A 19,114-nucleotide genomic window follows, 5' to 3' on the forward strand; every position below is an offset into this window, starting at 1 on the left:
ACCCAATGCGGCTCTCAAACGTTGTGTGAGACCCGCACCAGCGAAGACAGGCATGGAGACGATCGAGGCGTACCTCAACCGGAAAGGAGCAGAACTCAGGCTCCTGAATGGCTGCCTGAGAAGCCCTTTGGCGCTGGTGCAGCCGCGCTCCGTGGATCAAGTGATCCTGGACGAGTTCCAGCTTACGGCCAGGCTCAAGGCGGAGCATGCGCTGTCGCATTGGGCGATCACGGAGACGGCTTGGGCGCATCCGGGCCAGCCCCGTAGCGGCCCGTTCGCTTTCGACTACGACTACCAGCGTGCCGATCTCGACGTGCACGGGCCCTCGTTTTACGACCTCGACGCCGACTGCACGTGCGAGACACTCTACACCGCCTCCGGGATGGCCGCGATCTCGGCGCTCCTGTTGGCGTCGGCCCAGGTGATCAGTCAGGCCGACCTCATCGTCCTGCCCGGCACCTATGGTGAGACGCTCGAACTGATTGAAGGCTATGCCCGCCACCTGCACCTGGTGACCGCGAAGCGCTCTCTGGAAGAGACGATTGCTTCGACATCATCTCCCCGCCTGATGTTGCTCGATGCATGCGCCCCGGCAGCCTCGTTCGAAGCAGCGCTTCGTTGCAGGCGTCCTGCCTTTGAGCTCCTGATCTTCGACAGCACCTGTCTTTCCACCGGCTCGGGGCGCATCCGGCGTGTCCTCAATTGGGCTCGTCGGTGGGACATTCCGGTCGTGATGGTGCGAAGCCATACCAAACTGGATTCGCTCGGAGCGGAATATGGCCGTCTCGGCTCTGCCGTTTTCCTTCATCGGAAAAGTGACGGTTCCCTGCCGATCGCATCGAAGCTCGAGCAGCTGAGTGCTGAAATGCGCAATGCTGTTCGGCTCCTGGGTGGTGCGGCGCTGCCGGCGCACTTCCCACCCTATGTCGGCACATCCGCCTATCGCGAACTCACCAACAGGCGGATGGCCGCCATCCTGCACAACACCCGCCGCGCTGCCCGATATTTCGCCTCGGCGCTCCCAGGCTTGACCGAGGAGCTTCGCTTCGCTCACGCTCTTTATGTCACGCTCGGCAGTACGAAGCCGCTGGATGAGACGACAGCGCGGCGGGCCGCCGCCTCCATGAGCGATGACTTGGCCGCGGCGGGCTTGCCGATCCGCCATGCCGGCAGCTTCGGTTTCGATTTCGCCGCGACGGAATGGTTTCACAGCGCCGCAACCGATCGATACAGCGTCCGCGTCGCCGTTCCGGATCTTCCGACCGCGCTTTGGGACGACCTCGCCGACGCGATCGCGAACTGGTGGTCCGCCCCTCAGGGCACGACGCGCCCTGCCCGTCGGCCGACTCACGTCGCATGAACTTGCCCGACTGCTCTGATCGCTGGAGCGATTTGCGACCGGAAAGGACATGCGCGCAAACAGTCTTTTCGCGAACCGCTTCAGGCACATCGCTCTCTCGAGGCCATCTGCCGAAAATTCTTCTCTTTCGTTTTTTCGGAAATCATGTTCTTATTGCGCCGTCCCGCCCTCATGAGAGGGACGTATCGCGATCGTCACGACACGTGGAGCGCGGGATGTGGTGGACGTATCGGCTTGCAGCATGACCATTCATGCGGACGAACAGGCCGATGCGTACGGTCAAGTCGCGCGGTCCTGATACCCCGACGCTGGTATCACCGCGCAGCGCGTGTAACGCGTTGTCGCGTAGGCGACGAGGCTTTGCCTCGCGCGGAGGTGGCCAAAAAGCCCGGCGCACCGAGGAGAACGCGAAGCAGCCGTTAAGACCATCGCGCAGGGAATGCCGGATGATTCGGCTGATCCTGTGGTGACTGCCGCCTGCTTTTTTTCTGCAGGCGGGCCATGGGTGAGGCCTTCACCCGGCATTCCCTGCCCCCTCTTCATTTTAAGAGGGGCACGATCATGGATAGCTCGGACGCAGATGCGCCGCGAGAACACAACGACACGCCATTCAATGAGAGACGCAACGGTCGCCAAACACTCCGCTGTCGTCCCGGCCTCCGAGCCGGGACCCATACGCCGCGGTCGTCGTATGAGGCAAGGTCGGCATCGCATCGTCGCACCATCTGCCTCGGAGTATGGAGCCCGGATCGGCGCATGCCAACCCGCGGCGCGTCGGCAGGCTTGTCCGGGACGACATCAGTGTTGGTCTTGCTACCTGATCACCGCCGGCCCCTGGTCGGGCACCGCGACATCGAGCACGCGCAGCTGCACCCGCTCGACACCCTGGTAGCGATCGACCGCAAGCGTTCCCGCAACATGCAGCACCTGCCCCCGATGCTGCGTCAGGGCGTTGCCGAGCTTCTGCCCGACGGAACGAAAGGCGATGCCGTTCACCGTAGCGCCGTCGCCGGCCTTGAAGCGCAGCCTCAGATGCGCCTGGCCGACTTCATCGGCATAGACCAGCTGATGCGCCGGCAGCGCCACCACCGGCTCGGGATTGCCGCTGCCGAACGGCCCGGCGCGATTGAGCGTCGCAACCAGCTCAGGCGTTGCCGCACGGGCGCTGATCGCGCCGTCGATCAGGATCTCATTGACATGACGCGCATCGGCCACGTCAGGCCCGAGCGTGCTTTCGAGAAAGGCGCGGAACTCCGCGAGCTTCTCCTTGCGCAGGGTGATGCCGGCGGCCATCGCGTGCCCACCACCCTTCATCAGGATACCCTGCTCCACTGCCTGCCGCACCGCCTTGCCGAGATCGACGCCGAGGATGGAGCGGCCCGAACCGGTGCCGATGCCGCCGGGCTCGAGCGCGATCGCGAAGGCCGGCCGCGCGAACTTCTCTTTCAGCCTGGAAGCGACGAGGCCAACCACGCCGGGATGCCAGCCTTCGGACGCCGTGACGATCACATTGCCCTTGTCCTCGAGGCCGAGCGAGGCCAGCGCCTCGGCCTCGGCTTGCGCCTCCGCCATCTGCTCGATCACGCGCCGTTCGCTGTTGAGCCGGTCGAGTTCGGCCGCGATGCGCGCCGCTTCCGACACGTCGCCTTCGAGCAGCAGTCGCACGCCGAGATCGGCGCGGCCGATGCGGCCGCCGGCATTGATGCGCGGCCCCAGCATGAAGCCGAGATGCCAGGCCTCCGGCGGACCGTTCAGCCGCGCCACGTCCATCAGCGCGGTATGGCCGACATGGTCGCGGCGGCGCATTGCGATCAGGCCCTTCGCCACGAACGCACGGTTGAGCGCAACCAGCGGCGCGACGTCGGCGACGGTGCCGAGCGCGACGTGATGCAGCATGCCCAGGAGATCAGGCTCCGGCATCTCGGCCGTCCAGAAGCCGCGCCCGCGCAGCTCGCGATTGACCGCAACCAGCGTCACGAGCGTCAGGCCGACAGCGGCGAGGTAGCCGAGGCCGGAGAGATCGTCGGGGCGGTTCGGATTGACCAGCGCATCGACCTCCGGAAGATCTTCGCCGCATTGATGATGGTCGATCACGACCACGGACATGCCGAGCCGCCGCGCCTCGGCCAGCGGCTCCAGGCTGGTGGTGCCGCAATCGACCGTCACCAGCAGCGTGGCCCCCTTGGCGGCGAGCGCCCTGACAGCCTCGACATTGGGGCCGTAGCCTTCGAAAATCCGGTCAGGAATGTGGATCAGCGGATCAAGCCCGCAATGGCGCAGGTGCCAGGCGAGCAGCGCCGCGGATGTCGCGCCGTCGACATCGTAGTCGCCGAAGATCGCGATCTTCTCGCGCTTGATCACGGCATCTGCGATCCGTTTGGCCGCCGCTTCCATCTGCGTGACCGTGAACGGATCGGGCATCAGCTTGCGGATGGTCGGATCGAGGAAATCAGACACCTGGTCGATCTCGACATCGCGGCCGGCCAGCACCCGCGCCAGCATCTCGGGAAGCTGATAGCGCTGCACGATGGCAAGCGCGCGTGCCGCGCCGCGCGCGTCGAGCCGGCTGCGCCACAGCTTGCCGGTCAACGACAGCCGCACGCCGAGAAACGCCGGCGGGGCTTCGATGGGCATTGCGGTGGCGGACAGGGGCATGAGGTCCGATTGATTCGATTCGGAAGTCTACCCCGAACCTACACCATCAAGACCGCAGGGGGGCGCACAGGCCGAGATCGCTGTGGGAACTGGCAAAAGATGGGGGTTGCTCAAATTACAGGCAAATCAGCCGCCCTTCCAGCGAGTGGCATTAAGCGGCCGTTAGGCGAAATCCGCGACAAATTTCGTCAAATATTGCTCAATTTCTTTCATCGCGCTCTCCTTGCCGGGATGAGACGCGCGCTGCAACGTGGAGGCTTTTTGCCGATGTTGATTGCGCTTGATTCCAAGAAATCGTCCCCTCTCGCCCCTTCGCAAGCAGCAAACACCGAGGATGAAACCGATATCGCCGCGTTGATCGCGCGGCTGACCGGCGAGGTCAATCAGATCGCCTGCGAGAAGACCAAGTCGATCCAGCAGATCACCAACCAGATGAAGATGCTGGCGCTGAACGCGCTGATCGAGAGTTCGCGGGTCGGCGCGCAAGGCGCGGGCTTTGCCGTCGTCGCACAGGAGGTGCGCGCGGTCGGCCAGCAGGTCGAGACCATCGCACGCGAGCTGGAGAGCCATCTCACCACCCGCACCGGCAACCTGAAAAGCTCGATCGAGCGGATGACCGACCGCGCCCGTGGCGAGCGCATGGTCGATCTGTCGCTGAATGCGATCGAGCTGATCGATCGTAATCTCTATGAGCGCACCTGTGACGTGCGCTGGTGGGCAACGGATTCCGCTGTCGTCGACTGCGCCGCGACCCCGAACGCTGCGACGATGTCCCACGTCTCCGAGCGGCTCGCCGTGATCCTCTCAGCCTACACCGTCTATCTCGATCTCTGGCTGTGCGATCTCGACGGCAAGGTCATCGCCAATGGCCGCGCCGACCGCTTCAAGGTGGTCGGCCAGAGTGTCGCCGACACCAAATGGTATCGCGAAGCACGCGGCCTGCGTTCAGGCGACGACTACGTCGCCGGAGACATCGAATGCCAGCCGCTGCTCGGCAACGCCCAGGTCGCGACCTACTGCGCCAGCGTACGCGAGAACGGCAAGGCCCATGGCAAGCCGCTCGGCGTGCTCGCGATCCATTTCGACTGGGAAGCGCAGGCGCGTGCGATCGTGCAGGGCGTGCGGGTCGGCGCCGACGACAACGCGCGCGTGCTGCTGGTCGATTCGAATTTCCGCATCATCGCCGCGTCCGACGGCCAGGGCATTCTGAGCGAGCATCTCGCTCTCAAGCTCGATGGCAAGCCAAGCGGCTTCTATCACGACACCTCGAACCGGCTGATCGCGTTTCACGCCACGCCCGGTTACGAAACCTATCAGGGGCTCGGCTGGTATGGCGTGATCGTATCCAGTGCTTAAGGGCGGACTCAGCAGCCCAGGCTGTCGGCAAGTTGGCCGAAATCCTTGGCGACGATGTCCCAGGTGCCGGTCGCCTCAAAGTCGCGGTTTTGCAGCGGGCCATATTCGGTCGGCCGTGCCACGAACGCCGTCTTCAGGCCGTACCGCTGCGCGGCTTGGAGATCATTGTTGTGCGCGGCCACCATCATCACCTCGCCGGACGCGAGACCGAGCAGACGCGCGGCACCGAGATAGGTCTCGGGATCCGGCTTGTAGTGGGCGAACAACTCGGCCGACATGATGAGGTCCCAGGGGAGCCCCGCGAACTTCGCCATGTTGGTGAGCAGCGCGACATTGCCGTTCGAGAGCGGCGCGATGATGAACTTGCGCTTCAGCCGCGTCAGCCCGGCGACGCTGTCCGACCACGGGTGCAGCCGGTGCCAGCCCCTGGTGAGATAGTCGAGGTCGGCGTCGGTCAAGCCGACAATGCCGAGCTGTGCGACCAGTTGCTCCAGCGAGCGGCGATGCAGGACATCGAGGATGACGTAGCCACGTTCGGGATGCCTGCGTACCTCGTCCATCGAGCCGACATAGAGGCCACGCCAACCGTCGACCAGCGCCGTCCAGTCGCCCTTGATGCCGCGGCTCTCCGACCATCTGGTGAAATCGGCGATCAGGCTCGTGCGCCAGTCCACGACTGTGCCGAACACGTCGAACACCAGCGCCTTGACGGCGGAGAGATCGGACATCACCGCGCCTCTGGCTTAGTCGAGGTGGAATTTTTCCAGCTGCCGGTGCTCGGCCCTGATATAGCGCACCGTCCCGGTCACCGAGCGCATCACCACGGTCTCGGTTTCGATCACTCCGTCCTTGCGGAATTTGACGCCCGACAGCAGCGAGCCGGTGGTGACGCCGGTTGCCGCGAACAGGCAGTCGCCGCGGGCCATGTCTTCGATGCCGTAGATCATCTTGGGATCCCCGACGCCCATCTTGGCCGCGCGCTCGCGCTTCTCTTCGGTATCGAGGATCAGGCGGCATTGCATCTGGCCGCCGATGCAGCGCAGCGCGACGGCTGCCAGCACGCCTTCCGGCGCGCCACCGGTGCCAAGATACATATCGACGCCGGTATTGTCGGGATCTGCGCAGTGGATCACGCCGGCGACGTCGCCATCGGTGATCAGGCGGACGGCAGCGCCGGTCGAGCGCACGCCTTGAATAATGTCGGCATGGCGCGGACGATCCAGCACCAGCACGGTGATCTGCGAGGGATCGACGCCCTTGGCCTTAGCGAGCCGGCGGACGTTGTCGGCCGGGGTCGCATCGAGGTCGACTACGCCTTTGGCATAGCCCGGGCCCACCGCGAGCTTCTGCATGTAGACGTCGGGCGCATGCAACAGCGTACCGCCGTCGGCCATCGCCATGGTCGCGATCGCGCCCGGCATGTTCTTGGCGCACAGCGTGGTGCCTTCGAGCGGATCGACCGCGATGTCGACCCTTGGCCCTGCGTTCAAGCCGACCTTCTCGCCGATATAGAGCATCGGCGCCTCGTCGCGCTCGCCCTCGCCGATCACGACGGTGCCCTCGATCGGCAGCTTGTTGAGCTCGCGCCGCATCGCATCCACCGCCGCCTGGTCGGCCGGCTTTTCCTGGCCATGGCCGCGCAGACGCGCCGCCGACACCGCGGCACGTTCGGTCACGCGCACGATCTCCAGCGTCAGAATGCGCTCAAGCAACAACTGCTGCGGGACAGAAATCTGCGTCGACATCGGTCAACTCCTCAAGACATCACGGCGGGCACCCAATGCCCGCAAACTCTTCACTTCAACGTCGTCCCCCGGACGCCGCACCCGCTGCGCGATCGGCGCCCGTCGCACCGCCCCGCCCTTCGATCGCCCGGTTTGAGCATGATCTTTCCGCAAACGCCATGTGTTTGTTTAGGCACGGCGAATGCCCTAATTTTTCTCGATCCGGATGACCTGCGGCCGGCCGCTGATCACCTTGTCGTCCTGTACCGCCTGCAGCGCCCGATGCACCGCATCCTCGTGGGTCGCGTAGGTGATCAGAATCACCGGCACCGGCGCGCCCTCACCCGACGAGGCCGGTCCGCCGCCGTCCGGATGGCGCTGCACGATCGATTCGATCGATATCTTCTGCTCGGCCAACCGGGTTGCAATCGCGGCGGCCGTACCGACGTGGTCGCGTGCCATGAGGCGGATGTAGTAGCCGCCCTCGTGGCGCTCCATCGGTGCCTTCTCGGTGGCGCGCAGCGTCTCCACCGGCCGCCCGAAGGGCGCGACCCTTACGCCGCGCGCGACGTCGGCAATATCGGCCACGACCGCAGACGCAGTGGCTGCGCCGCCCGCGCCGGGACCGACCAAGGTGATCGGCGGAATCCCCTCGCCATCGATGGTCACCGCATTGGTCACACCCATCACCTGCGCGATCGAGGACGACTTCGGCACCATGGTCGGGTGCACGCGCTGCTCGATGCCCTTGGCGGTGCGCATGGCGACGCCGAGCAGCTTGACCCGATAGCCGAGTTCGGCTGCGGCACGCAGATCCTCCGGTGCGATCGAGGAGATGCCCTCGACATAGATGGCGTTCTCCGCAACCTCGGTCCCGAAAGCGAGGCTTGCGAGGATGGCGAGTTTCTGCGCGGTATCGTGGCCATCGACGTCGAAGGACGGATCGGCTTCGGCATAGCCGAGGCGCTGCGCATCCTTCAGGCACTCTGCGAAGGAGAGTCCCTCCTGTTCCATGCGGGTCAGGATGTAATTGCAGGTACCGTTGAGGATGCCATAGACGCGATCGATTCCGGTGCCGGTGAGTCCTTCGCGCAAGGTCTTCACCACCGGAATCGCGGCGCCGACGGCCGCCTCGAAATTCAACGCGCCACCATGCGCCTCCGCGGTCCTCGCAAGGCGCAAACCGTGCTTGGCGATCAACGCCTTGTTGGCCGTCACCACCGACTTGCCCGATTTGAGCGCGGTCTCGATCGCCGACAGCGCGGGATCACCGACGCCGCCCATCAATTCGACCAGGCAGTCGACCTCGGGATCACCCGCGAGCGCCACCGGGTCCTCGACCCAGCGGATTCCGGACAGATCGATATCGCGGTTCTTGGCCCTGGAACGCGCGGTCACCGCGACCACGCGAACGCCGCGGCCGGTACGTTCGGCCAGCGCGCGCTCCTGGCGCGCGATCAGGCGGACAACCTCGGCACCCACGGTGCCGAGGCCCGCGATACCCACTCTCAGGGGTGCAACCATCACAAAAAGAACCTGCCGGAAATATTACCGCCGGTTGGCGAGGGGAACCACGTTGTGCAACGTTTCAATGCCGCTTTCAAGGAAGCGACGGACGCCACGAGCGGCTTGCCGGATTCGCTGCTCGTTTTCCACCAGCGCAATACGGACAAAGCCCTCGCCGTACTCGCCGAAGCCGACCCCCGGCGATACCGCAACACCGGACTTCTCGACCATCAAAGTGGCAAACTGCATGCTGCCCAACCCTTTGAAGGCCTCGGGCAACGGCGCCCAGGCGAACATCGAAGCTTCCGGAGCCGGGATCTCCCAGCCGGCGCGACCGAATGCCTCGACCAAGGTGTCGCGGCGCTTGCGGTAGGTTTCGCGCATCTCGCGGATACAGTCGTCAGGCCCGTTCAGGGCGGCGGTCGCCGCCACCTGGATCGGAGTGAATGCACCATAGTCGAGATAGGATTTGACCCGGGCCAGCGCTGCAATGATCCGCTCGTTGCCGACCGCAAAACCCATGCGCCAGCCGGCCATCGAATAGGTTTTCGACATCGAGGTGAACTCGACGGTGACGTCCATCGCGCCCGGCACCTGCAGCACCGATGGCGGCGGGTTCTTGTCGTCGAAATAGACCTCGGCGTAAGCGAGATCGGACAGGATGAAGATCTCATGCTTCTTCGCGAAGGCGACGAGATCGCGATAGAAATCCAGGCTCGCGACATAGGCCGTCGGGTTGGATGGATAGCAGACCACGATCGCCAGCGGCTTCGGGATCGAGTGAACGATCGCCCGTTCGACCGCCTCGAAGAATTGCGGCGTCGGCTCCGACGGCACCGAGCGGATCACGCCGCCCGCCATCAGGAAACCGAAGGCATGGATCGGGTAGCTCGGATTGGGACACAGGATGACGTCGCCCGGCGCGGTGATCGCCTGGGCGACATTGGCAAACCCTTCCTTGGAGCCGAGCGTAGCGACGACCTGGGTCTCCGGATTGAGCTTCACCCCGAAGCGGCGGTCGTAATAGGCCGCTTGCGCCTTACGCAGGCCGCCGATACCGCGGGAGGCCGAATAGCGATCGGTGCGCGGCTTGCCGAGGGTGTCCTTGAGCTTCTCCAGCACATGCGGCGGCGTCGGCAGATCCGGATTGCCCATGCCGAGATCGATGATATCGGCTCCGGCGTTCCGCGCGGCCGCCTTGGCCCGGTTGACCTGTTCGAACACGTAAGGCGGCAGACGGCGGATACGATAGAACTCTTCCATGGGTCTCTAGCTCCGGCAACCGGTGGGCACTCGCCTTCCCTTCGAGGCGGATTTACCTGCGGGCCTGTCTGCCAGAAACACGTGCCAGATCACGATTTTAGCACGGGTTCCGGACCGACGAGCCCGCCTCACCCTCAAAACTTTACGGTTGATTCCAGCCTTTTAGCACGGACACCGCGCCGCGCCAGAAGATTACTGCCCCGGCCAGGGCGATTACTTGCCTGCGTCCTTGGCACTTGCCGAGGCCTGACGGTCGCGCGCCGCCACCAGCTCTTTTTCGATCTTGGCACGTTCTTCCGGGGAGATGATCGCAGTATCCCGCACCGGCGGCGGCTCGTTGACCGGAAGATAGGCGCCCGGCCCACTTGGCCCACTCTGCGGATCGGCAGAGTTGGCCGATGGTTGCATATCGGCGATGGGAGTGGAACAGCCGGAAAGGACGAGCGCGCCGGCGAACAGCGTGACGGCCAGCAACCCAGATCTCCGCCTGCCGTAACGCTCCACCGATCTCACCCGCGTTCATCCTCCACGTTCACGATCCCCGCTCTATGCCGCTCCGCAGCGCGGCATATTTTTGCCGCAGCACAACCAAATGTCACCGGAAACATTTACAACCTGAACAGCAATTTTCGCGGGTAGAAGCCCAATATGTCGGAAGCAAGATGCTTTGCGGCAACGCAACAGGGTGCGTTGGAATTAACCGCAAACTCGCGGATTGTTGATCTCGCGCGGTGACGAACCGCGCACGACACGGTAGTGTTGTTGCGCCATGAGCGACGTGCCCACCGAGACCCAGCCGATCAAGACATTCGATTCCGAAGCCTTTGCGAGGAACATCGCAAAGGCACTGGAGAGCAGCGGCAAGGCGCTTGCGGCTTACCTCAAGCCGCGCGAGAGCGGCGAGGTCCAAGACCGGCCGCCGACCGAACTCGCCGAGGTCGTGAAGGCATTCACCGCGGTGGCCGATTACTGGCTTTCGGACAGCGAGCGCGCCGCGGATATCCAGACCAAGATCGCCAAGGGCTATCTCGATCTGTGGGGTTCTGCATCACGACGGCTCGCCGGCGAAGACGCCCCTCCGGCCATCTCGCCCTCCCCGCGCGACAAGCGGTTTGCCGATCCCGAGTGGAAGTCGAACCAGTTCTTCGATTTCGTGATGCAGGCCTATCTGCTGACGTCGCAATGGGCGCAGGATCTCGTGCACAATGCGGAAGGTCTCGATCCGCAGACCCGCAAGCGGGCCGAATTCTACGTCAACCAGATCACCAACGCGCTGGCGCCGTCGAACTTTGTCTTCACCAACCCCGAGGTGCTGCGCCACACGGTGTCCTCGAGCGGCGAAAATCTGGTACGCGGCATGCAGATGCTGGCCGAGGACATCGAGGCCGGCAAGGGCATGCTGAAGATCCGCCAGTCCGATCCGGCCAATCTCGAGGTCGGCGTCAATATGGCGACCACGCCCGGCAAGGTGGTTTTCGAGAACGACCTGATGCAGCTCATCCAGTATGAGCCGAGCACTGAGAGGGTGCTGCGCACGCCGCTCCTGATCGTGCCGCCCTGGATCAACAAGTTCTACATCCTCGACCTTCGCTCCGAGAAATCCTTCATCAAATGGTGCGTCGATCAGGGCATCACCGTTTTCGTGATCTCCTGGGTCAACCCCGACAAGAAGCTCGGAAGCAAGGGCTGGGAAGACTACATGAAGGAAGGCCCGCTGAAGGCGATGGACGTCATCGAGCGGATCACCGGCGAGATGAAGGTGCACACCCTCGGCTATTGCGTCGGCGGCACCATGCTGGCGACGACGCTTGCCTGGCTTGCGGAGAAGCGGCGACAGCGCGTGACCTCGGCGACCTTCCTCGCCGCACAGGTGGATTTCACCCATGCCGGCGATCTGCTGGTTTTCGTCGACGAGAATCAGATCTCCGCGCTCGAGCGCGACATGCAGGCCTCGGGCGTGCTCGAGGGCAGCAAGATGGCGATGGCCTTCAACATGCTGCGCTCGAACGACCTGATCTGGTCGTATGTCGTCAACAACTACCTGAAGGGCCAGTCGCCGGCGGCCTTCGATCTGTTGCACTGGAATTCCGACGCGACGCGGATGGCGGCCGCCAACCATTCCTACTACTTGCGCAATTGCTATCTCGAGAACCGGCTGACCTCGGGAACCATGGTGCTGGACAACACACTGCTCGATCTCTCCATGGTCAAGGTGCCGGTCTACAATTTGGCGACGCGCGAGGACCACATCGCTCCGGCCGATTCCGTCCTCTACGGCTCGCAATTCTTCGGCGGGCCGGTGAAATACGTGCTGTCCGGCTCCGGCCATATCGCCGGCGTGGTGAATCCGCCCGCGGCGGGCAAATACCAGTATTGGACCAACGATACGATCCGCGACATTTCCCTGAAGGATTGGATCAAGGGCGCGCAGGAGCACAAGGGTTCCTGGTGGCCGGACTGGCGCCAATGGCTCGCCAATCTCGATCCGGAAGAGGTTCCGGCGCGCAGTGTCGGCAGCGAAGGTTTCCCGCCGATCGAGGATGCGCCCGGCTCCTATGTGCGCGTCCGCGCATAGCGCGCTATGCGGCGATCAAATATAACCCTCGGCGTCCCGCCGGGACGGGACGATATCAGTTGAGGGGAAATCGATGACGCGCGAATTGTTCTGGCTGACGCTCACGGTGATTCTGACCGGGCTCTTGTGGATCCCCTACATTCTGAACCGATGCCAGGTGCGCGGGCTCGGCGGAGCCATGGCCAACCCCTCCCGCAACGACAAGCCGCATGCGCCTTGGGCGACGCGGCTGATGTTCGCCCATGACAATGCGGTCGAGAACCTCGTCATCTTCGCGCCCCTGGTCCTGATCCTGAACGCGATCGATTATTCGACCAAATGGACCGTGATCGCCTGTGCGGTCTATTTTTGGACGCGAGTCGCCCACGTCATCGTCTACACGCTGGGCCTGCCAGTGTTCCGGACCATTGCCTTCACGATCGGCTTCCTCGCCCAGGCCGTGCTCGCACTCGCAATCTTCGGCTGGGTGTAAGCCCGCGCCGGACGGTTAGGTGCAACGTGCCTTGAAATTGGCCGCCACCAGCTTTGCCATCACCTCGTCGAGATGCGCCTGGTCACGCGTCTCGATGACGAGCTCGAGCAGCGTTGCCTTCGCCGGCAGATCCGAGAAGGTGCGCTGGTGCGAGACTTCGATGATGTTGGCGCCGGCCTCGGCGAGCAGGGTCGAGACCGCGGCAAGTTGGCCGGGTCGATCGACGATGTCGATCGACAGTTGGGTCAGCCGGCCCTCGCGCGCGAGCTCGCGGGTCAGTACCGAGGCGATCAACCGCGTGTCGATGTTGCCACCGGTGAGGACCAGGCCGACATTGCGGCCGGCACATCGCTCGGGATAAGCAAGCACCGCAGCAAGCCCTGCGGCGCCGGCCCCCTCCACCACCGTCTTCTCGATCGAGATCAGCGTCGCCACTGCGCGCTCGAGCTGCGGCTCGGTAACGAGCACGATGTCGTCGACCAACTGCCGGATGATCTCGGTCGTGATCCTGCCGGGCGCTTTGACCGCGATACCTTCAGCCAGGGTGTCGCCGCGCATCGGCAGATCCTTGCCATAGACTGCATTGTACATCGACGGATACAGTTCGGCCTGCACGCCGATGATGCGCAAGCCCGGTTTTTGCGCGCGCGCGGCGATCGCCATCCCGGAGATCAGGCCGCCACCGCCGATCGGCACCACGAGCGTATCGAGATCCGGGATCGCTTCGAGCATCTCGAGCGCAACCGTGCCCTGGCCGGCGATGATCAACGGATCGTCGTAAGGATGGATCAGGGTCAGCCCCCTTGCCTCGCCATGGCTGCGGGCGAACGCTCCCGCCTCCTCCAGCGTCGCGCCGGAGACCACGACCTCGGCGCCAAGCCTGCGCGTGTTCTCGATCTTCACCATCGGCGTGCCGATCGGCATCACGATCACAGCCGGAATGCCGAGCCGCCTGGCATTGTAGGCGACGCCCTGGGCGTGATTGCCCGCCGACATCGCGATGACACCGCGCTGCCGCTGCTCGGCCGAGAGCGCCTGCAGGCGGTTCAGCGCCCCGCGTTCCTTGAATGAGGCGGTGAACTGCAGGTTCTCGAACTTCAGCCAGATGTTGCAGCCGCAGATATCGCTGAGCGTCCGGCTTTTGTGGCAGTCGGTCGCCAGCACCGCGCCTTGGATGGCCGCGGCGGCGGCCCTGATGTCTGACGGCTGGACCGGCAGGCGGCTGATATCGAATACGGTGTCATGTCCGCCCATCGGTCGCTCGTATCGTTGATTGGTGATGCATCGCGCTTGCCGGCAGAACCGGCTCGTCCGCGATCGAACGCTCAGCGGCGCTCGCCGCTGAGCGAAGCCGTTTTGTAGTCTCAGCTCGCGAGATCGGGAAGCCCGAGCATCAGCCGCAGGTTCTGGACCGCTGCGCCCGAAGCACCCTTGCCGAGATTGTCGAGGCGGGCCACCAGGACCGCCTGGTGGTGCTTGTCGCTGCCAAACACATAGAGCTCGAGCTGGTTGGTCTCGTTCAGCGCTTCCGGCTCGATCCGACCGCTCTTCGCGGCTTCGTTGTCGAGCGGCACGACAGAGACGTATTTGCTTCCGGCGTAATGCTTGGCGAGCGCTGCCTGCAGGTCGGCTCCGCCAGGCTTGCCCGGCAGCGTGTCCAGTTGCAGCGGCACCGAGACCAGCATGCCCTGCCGGTAGTTGCCGACCGACGGCACGAAGATCGGCCGCCGCGTCAGCTTCGAATAAAGCTGCAGCTCCGGCAGGTGCTTGTGCTCGAAGCCCAGACCGTACAGTTCGAAGGCCGGCGCGGTGCCGTTCTCGAAGGACGCGATCATCGACTTGCCGCCGCCCGAATAGCCGCTGACCGCATTCACAGTCACCGGATAGTCCGCCGGCAGCAGGCCGGCATCGACCAGCGGCCGCAGCAGCGCGATTCCGCCGGTGGGATAGCAGCCGGGATTGGAGACTTTCCGCGCGCTACGGATCTTGTCCGCCTGGTCGGTGGCGAGCTCGGGGAAGCCATAGGTCCAATCGGGCGCGACGCGGAACGCGGTCGAGGCGTCGATCACCTTGGGTGCAGCGTTGCCCATGCTGTCGATCAACGCCGCCGTTTCCTTGGCGGCGTCATCGGGCAGGCAGAGGATGACAAGATCGACCTCCTCCATCAGCGCCCGTTTGGCGCCCGGATCCTTTCGCTTGTCCTCGGCGATGGTCTTCACCGCGATGTCGCTCTGCCGGCTCAGCCGCTCGGCGATGCCGAGGCCTGTCGTCCCCGACCCGCCGTCGACGAAGACGGAGCGCACGGCGGCACCGGCCGCTTGGCCTTTTGGCTGCTTGGTCTCGATCACGGTCATGACACGCTCCTTGTCGACGTCAGAGTTTCACCGGCGAAGGCCTGGGGCCGCGCCTGTCGCATGAGAGTGCAGATGCGTTGCGAACCGATGTCGGGCTGTTCGCCGAGCCTGGCCGCGACCGCCGCGTAGTCAGCTTCGGACTTGTGCTGATTGAGCTTGAAGCTGCCTTCCACCTGCTCGACCGTCATCATCAGGCCAACAATCGCCTTCTTCATCGCCTCGAGCCGTCCTGCCGTCATCTTGTCGGACGTCCACGGCGTCTTCGGCAACAACTGCTGTTCGAACTTTGCGCTCAGGGCATCCACCTGCACAGCGAGTTCGGTCTCCGACAGCAAGCGAACCGGTCCTGTCAGATGCACGGCCTGGTACAGCCAGGTCGGGACTTGATCTGGTGAGACGTACCAGTCGGCGGATACATAGGCATCCGCACCGAGCACCGCGAGCAGCCAGGACGTTGTACTGTCCGCGAACTTCGCGAGCGGATTGCCGCGCGCGACATGGAAGAACGCCTGCGGCGTACCGTCGTCGGTGGAGCTCAGATAGAACGGCAGGGATGATGCGATCGGCTTGTCGCCGTCCCACGCGCAGACCGTGCCGAAGCCGCGCGCATCCGCGAAGCCGAGGCTTGCGGCACGATCAGGCTTGAAGGGCGGTGGCGTGTACATCGAAAGGCTCCTGCGTGGCGAGGAGCCGCCTGATCAGATCACGCTGCATGGAGATTGCCGCGGGATCAGATCCGGCGGCAAGGGCTTTGGTCCAGACTCAGCCGACCGCCCGTACCGCGAATGCGCGACGGCGACGAGCGAACATAATGGTCCGGGCGTTGATCATGGGCGCATGGCTATAAGACCGCCCGGTTCCGCCGTCAAGCGACCGAGCGCAGCTCGCTAAAACGTCGGCCATTATTATTTTGAACGCGCTCAAGCCGACCGCCAGAGCCATTCGACGACGCGTCCGATGCCGTCGCCGAACAGCAGCAGCACCGCGGACCAGACCAGGGCGGAGAGGAAATTGGCGATCTGAAACTGCAGGTACGGCATTTCGAAAATGCCGGCTGCCAGCGGCACCGAAGCACGCAACGGCCCGAAGAAGCGGCCGATGAAGATGCTCGGCACACCCCAGGCGCGGACGAAGGCCTCACCGCGGAGGAGGATATTAGGATAACGGGTCAGCGGCCAAATCTGCGCGACATGGTCCTTGTATCGATAGCCGAACCAATAGGAGACCCAATCACCGAGGGCGGCGCCAAGGCCGCCGGCGAGCCAGACCGGCCAAAAGCTGATTCCGGTCACCCCGATCAGCGCTCCGATCGCGACCAGTGCGCCCCAGGCGGGGATCAGCAGCGAGATGAAGGCCAGCGATTCACCGAAAGCGAGCAGCAGCACGATCGGAGCGGCCCAGGCCTGGTGGTCGCGCACGAAGTCGGCGACCGCGCGCCCAACGTCTTCCATCTCCGATTTGCCTTTCCCGCGCTCCGTAACCTAAGCCATTGAAGGCTATTACGGTTCCCATCGGCGCGACTGGTACGCCGGCAGCCTTCAGGACTTCAAGTCACAAACACCTTCCCGGCGCGTGAAACGAGTTCCAGGGGCGATTTTGGGGTCCGTAGCAGCCCGGAACCTCTGTCCGGTCATTGTTTTACGCCCGTCCATGGCATAGTCAGGCCCAGCGATTCGTTCCGCTTCGCGCACCAAGATTGTCAGATTCCATGGGTAAGCCATTGAAATCCGCTGCAAAACAGAAAGCCAAACCCGCCGACGACATGTTTGCGGCGCAGCAAGCCAAGGGCAAGGCTCCGGCCAAGGCAGCTTCCAAGGCACCTGCCCGCGCGTCGAGCGCGGAGGGCGAATATACCGCCCGTGACATCGAGGTTCTCGAGGGGCTGGAGCCGGTCCGGCGGCGCCCCGGCATGTATATCGGCGGCACCGACGAGAAGGCGTTGCACCACCTGTTCGCCGAGGTCATCGACAACTCGATGGACGAGGCGCTGGCGGGCCATGCCACGTTCATCGAGGTGGAACTGGATACCGACGGATTCCTGACCGTGACCGACAACGGTCGCGGCATCCCGGTCGATCCGCACCCGAAATTCCCGAAGAAGTCCGCGCTCGAGATCATCATGTGCACCCTGCACGCGGGCGGAAAGTTCGACTCGAAGGTCTACGAGACCTCCGGCGGCCTGCACGGCGTCGGCATCTCCGTGGTGAACGCGCTGTCGACCCGGCTCGAGGTCGAGGTCGCCCGCAACCAGAAGCTCTACCGGATGGTGTTCGAGCGCGGTCACCCCAAGGGCAAGCTGGAAGAACTCGGCAAGGTGGCGAACCGCCGTGGCACCAAGGTCCGCTTTCAGCCCGACCCGACCATCTTCGGCGCCAAGGCAGCGTTCAAGCCGCAGCGCCTGTTCAAGATGGCCCGCTCCAAGGCCTACCTGTTCGGTGGCGTCGAGATCCGCTGGAAATGCGATCCGTCGCTGCTCAAGGGCCTCGAGGATGTACCGGCGGAGGCGACCTTCCACTTCCCGGGCGGCCTGAAGGATTATCTGGCCGCCGCGATCCATGCCGACACGCTGGTCCACCCCGACATCTTCGCCGGCAAATCCGGCCGCACCGGCGGCCATGGCGGCTGCGAATGGGCGGTGGCCTGGACCGCGGATGCTGACGGTTTCCTGTCCTCGTACTGCAACACCATTCCGACCCCCGACGGCGGCACCCACGAATCGGGGATCCGCAGCGCCCTGCTGCGTGGCCTGAAGGACCACGCCGAGCGCGCCGGCCAAGGCAAGCGCGCCGCCTCGATCACCTCCGAGGACATCATGGCGGGCGCCGCCATCATGCTGTCGGTGTTCGTGCGCGAACCGGAATTCCAGGGCCAAACCAAGGATCGCCTGGCAACCGCCGAGGCGCAGCGCATCGTCGAGCAGGCCGTGAAGGACCCGTTCGACCATTGGCTGTCCGGCAATCCGCTGCAGGCCAACCGGCTGCTCGATTTCGTGATCGAGCGGGCGGAAGAGCGCATCCGCCGCCGCCAGGAAAAGGAAACACAGCGCAAAACCGCAACCAAGAAGTTGCGGCTGCCGGGCAAGCTGTCCGACTGCTCCGATGCCGGCACTGCCAACTCCGAGCTGTTCATCGTCGAGGGCGATTCGGCCGGCGGTAGCGCCAAGCAGGCGCGTGATCGCAAGACGCAGGCGGTCCTGCCGCTACGCGGCAAGATTCTCAATGTCGCCTCGGCAGGCAAAGACAAGCTGACCGCAAATGCCCAGCTGTCCGATCTCGTCCTCGCGATCGGCGCCGGCACCGGCACCGCCTATCGCGAGGAGGACCTCCGTTATCAGCGCATCATCATCATGACCGACGCCGACGTCGACGGCGCCCATATCGCCTCGCTCCTGATCACCTTCTTCTACCGGCAGATGCGGGGACTGATCGACGAAGGGCATCTCTATCTCGCGGTGCCGCCGCTGTACCGGCTGACGCACGGCAGCAAGACCTTCTACGCCCGCGACGACGCACATCGGGACGAGCTCTTGAAACGCGAGTTCAACGCCAACGCCAAGGTCGAGATCGGCCGCTTCAAAGGCCTCGGCGAAATGATGCCGGCGCAGCTCAAGGAAACCACCATGGACCCCGCCAAGCGGACCCTGCTCCGTGTCGTCCTGTTGGCCGACGATCGGGAAGGCACGGCCGATTCGGTGGAGCGACTGATGGGGACCAAGGCCGAGGCACGCTTCGCCTTCATTTCGGAAAAGGCGGAATTTGCCAGCGACGAACTCCTCGACGTCTGACCTCAAAACGCCTTCGAGCCACAATTGCAAGTTCCACGCAACTCGCCACAGCCGTTTTCTGGCAG

Annotated in this window: 15 protein-coding genes; 5 read left to right on the forward strand and 10 right to left on the reverse strand. The window is 64.2% G+C overall.

Going from position 1 to position 19,114, the window contains the following annotated elements; all coding sequences use genetic code 11:
- Positions 1-52 precede the first annotated feature (52 nt).
- Positions 53-1,360, forward strand: a complete 1,308-nt coding sequence (locus tag QXZ85_RS20755; protein ID WP_315767893.1) for a hypothetical protein — start codon at positions 53-55, stop codon at positions 1,358-1,360.
- Between the two features lie 813 nt (positions 1,361-2,173).
- Here the strand turns inward: QXZ85_RS20755 and recJ are convergent.
- The gene (gene recJ, locus QXZ85_RS20760) at positions 2,174-4,015 is read right to left on the reverse strand and encodes a single-stranded-DNA-specific exonuclease RecJ (RefSeq protein ID WP_315767895.1); all 1,842 of its coding nucleotides are present in this window, start codon (positions 4,013-4,015) and stop codon (positions 2,174-2,176) included.
- A gap of 267 nt (positions 4,016-4,282) precedes the next feature.
- Between recJ and QXZ85_RS20765 the strand changes: the two genes are divergently transcribed.
- The gene (locus QXZ85_RS20765; protein ID WP_316174765.1) at positions 4,283-5,371 is read left to right on the forward strand and encodes a methyl-accepting chemotaxis protein; all 1,089 of its coding nucleotides are present in this window, start codon (positions 4,283-4,285) and stop codon (positions 5,369-5,371) included.
- Positions 5,372-5,379: 8 nt separating this feature from the next.
- Here the strand turns inward: QXZ85_RS20765 and QXZ85_RS20770 are convergent, their stop codons facing one another.
- From QXZ85_RS20770 to QXZ85_RS20790, 5 genes are all read right to left on the reverse strand, one after another.
- Positions 5,380-6,099, reverse strand: a complete 720-nt coding sequence (locus QXZ85_RS20770; RefSeq protein ID WP_315806134.1) for a haloacid dehalogenase type II — start codon at positions 6,097-6,099, stop codon at positions 5,380-5,382.
- 15 nt (positions 6,100-6,114) lie between these two features.
- Complete coding sequence (gene glpX, locus QXZ85_RS20775) at positions 6,115-7,116, reverse strand: class II fructose-bisphosphatase (protein ID WP_315703776.1); 1,002 nt, start codon at positions 7,114-7,116, stop codon at positions 6,115-6,117.
- Between the two features lie 186 nt (positions 7,117-7,302).
- A complete protein-coding gene (locus QXZ85_RS20780; RefSeq protein WP_315703775.1) occupies positions 7,303-8,619 on the reverse strand; it encodes a homoserine dehydrogenase in 1,317 nt (438 codons plus the stop codon).
- 24 nt (positions 8,620-8,643) lie between these two features.
- On the reverse strand, positions 8,644-9,864 hold the full coding sequence (locus tag QXZ85_RS20785; RefSeq protein WP_315703774.1) for an LL-diaminopimelate aminotransferase: 1,221 nt from the start codon (positions 9,862-9,864) through the stop codon (positions 8,644-8,646).
- Positions 9,865-10,077: 213 nt separating this feature from the next.
- Positions 10,078-10,338, reverse strand: a complete 261-nt coding sequence (locus tag QXZ85_RS20790; RefSeq protein ID WP_315703773.1) for a hypothetical protein — start codon at positions 10,336-10,338, stop codon at positions 10,078-10,080.
- Positions 10,339-10,633: 295 nt separating this feature from the next.
- On the opposite strand from QXZ85_RS20790, the gene QXZ85_RS20795 reads away from it, so the two are divergent.
- Entirely contained in the window at positions 10,634-12,439 is a 1,806-nt protein-coding gene (locus tag QXZ85_RS20795; protein WP_315742022.1) for a class I poly(R)-hydroxyalkanoic acid synthase, read from the forward strand.
- 73 nt (positions 12,440-12,512) lie between these two features.
- Positions 12,513-12,911 (forward strand): MAPEG family protein, encoded by a 399-nt coding sequence (locus QXZ85_RS20800; protein ID WP_315703771.1) that lies wholly within the window; start codon positions 12,513-12,515, stop codon positions 12,909-12,911.
- A 15-nt stretch (positions 12,912-12,926) separates the two neighbouring features.
- Here the strand turns inward: QXZ85_RS20800 and QXZ85_RS20805 are convergent, their stop codons facing one another.
- The 4 genes from QXZ85_RS20805 to QXZ85_RS20820 all read right to left on the reverse strand — a co-directional run bounded on the left by QXZ85_RS20805 (position 12,927) and on the right by QXZ85_RS20820 (position 16,716).
- The gene (locus QXZ85_RS20805) at positions 12,927-14,165 is read right to left on the reverse strand and encodes a threonine ammonia-lyase (RefSeq protein ID WP_316174767.1); all 1,239 of its coding nucleotides are present in this window, start codon (positions 14,163-14,165) and stop codon (positions 12,927-12,929) included.
- Between the two features lie 110 nt (positions 14,166-14,275).
- Positions 14,276-15,265: an N-acetyl-gamma-glutamyl-phosphate reductase gene (gene argC, locus QXZ85_RS20810; protein ID WP_315742021.1), complete on the reverse strand. Its 990-nt coding sequence runs from the start codon at positions 15,263-15,265 to the stop codon at positions 14,276-14,278.
- Positions 15,262-15,930 carry an FMN-binding negative transcriptional regulator gene (locus QXZ85_RS20815; protein ID WP_316174770.1) on the reverse strand — a complete coding sequence of 223 codons (669 nt, stop codon included), beginning with the start codon at positions 15,928-15,930 and terminating at the stop codon, positions 15,262-15,264. The genes argC and QXZ85_RS20815 overlap by 4 nt, the downstream gene beginning before the upstream one ends.
- A 255-nt stretch (positions 15,931-16,185) precedes the next feature.
- Positions 16,186-16,716 (reverse strand): DedA family protein, encoded by a 531-nt coding sequence (locus QXZ85_RS20820; protein ID WP_315703767.1) that lies wholly within the window; start codon positions 16,714-16,716, stop codon positions 16,186-16,188.
- A 257-nt stretch (positions 16,717-16,973) separates the two neighbouring features.
- On the opposite strand from QXZ85_RS20820, the gene parE reads away from it, so the two are divergent.
- The gene (gene parE, locus QXZ85_RS20825) at positions 16,974-19,049 is read left to right on the forward strand and encodes a DNA topoisomerase IV subunit B (protein WP_315703766.1); all 2,076 of its coding nucleotides are present in this window, start codon (positions 16,974-16,976) and stop codon (positions 19,047-19,049) included.
- Positions 19,050-19,114: the final 65 nt, after the last annotated feature.

The organism is Bradyrhizobium sp. SZCCHNGR1005, from assembly GCF_032489995.1.
GTDB lineage: Bacteria > Pseudomonadota > Alphaproteobacteria > Rhizobiales > Xanthobacteraceae > Bradyrhizobium.

Coding starts and splice junctions, on each gene's coding strand:
- QXZ85_RS20820 (WP_315703767.1), bottom strand. CDS start 16,716: ATGGAAGACGTTGGGCGCGCGGTCGCCGACTTCGTGCGCGACCACCAG.
- QXZ85_RS20795 (WP_315742022.1), top strand. CDS start 10,634: ATGAGCGACGTGCCCACCGAGACCCAGCCGATCAAGACATTCGATTCC.
- argC (WP_315742021.1), bottom strand. CDS start 15,265: ATGACCGTGATCGAGACCAAGCAGCCAAAAGGCCAAGCGGCCGGTGCC.
- recJ (WP_315767895.1), bottom strand. CDS start 4,015: ATGCCCCTGTCCGCCACCGCAATGCCCATCGAAGCCCCGCCGGCGTTT.
- QXZ85_RS20755 (WP_315767893.1), top strand. CDS start 53: ATGGAGACGATCGAGGCGTACCTCAACCGGAAAGGAGCAGAACTCAGG.
- parE (WP_315703766.1), top strand. CDS start 16,974: ATGGGTAAGCCATTGAAATCCGCTGCAAAACAGAAAGCCAAACCCGCC.
- QXZ85_RS20800 (WP_315703771.1), top strand. CDS start 12,513: ATGACGCGCGAATTGTTCTGGCTGACGCTCACGGTGATTCTGACCGGG.
- glpX (WP_315703776.1), bottom strand. CDS start 7,116: ATGTCGACGCAGATTTCTGTCCCGCAGCAGTTGTTGCTTGAGCGCATT.
- QXZ85_RS20785 (WP_315703774.1), bottom strand. CDS start 9,864: ATGGAAGAGTTCTATCGTATCCGCCGTCTGCCGCCTTACGTGTTCGAA.
- QXZ85_RS20770 (WP_315806134.1), bottom strand. CDS start 6,099: ATGTCCGATCTCTCCGCCGTCAAGGCGCTGGTGTTCGACGTGTTCGGC.
- QXZ85_RS20805 (WP_316174767.1), bottom strand. CDS start 14,165: ATGGGCGGACATGACACCGTATTCGATATCAGCCGCCTGCCGGTCCAG.
- QXZ85_RS20780 (WP_315703775.1), bottom strand. CDS start 8,619: ATGGTTGCACCCCTGAGAGTGGGTATCGCGGGCCTCGGCACCGTGGGT.
- QXZ85_RS20815 (WP_316174770.1), bottom strand. CDS start 15,930: ATGTACACGCCACCGCCCTTCAAGCCTGATCGTGCCGCAAGCCTCGGC.
- QXZ85_RS20765 (WP_316174765.1), top strand. CDS start 4,283: ATGTTGATTGCGCTTGATTCCAAGAAATCGTCCCCTCTCGCCCCTTCG.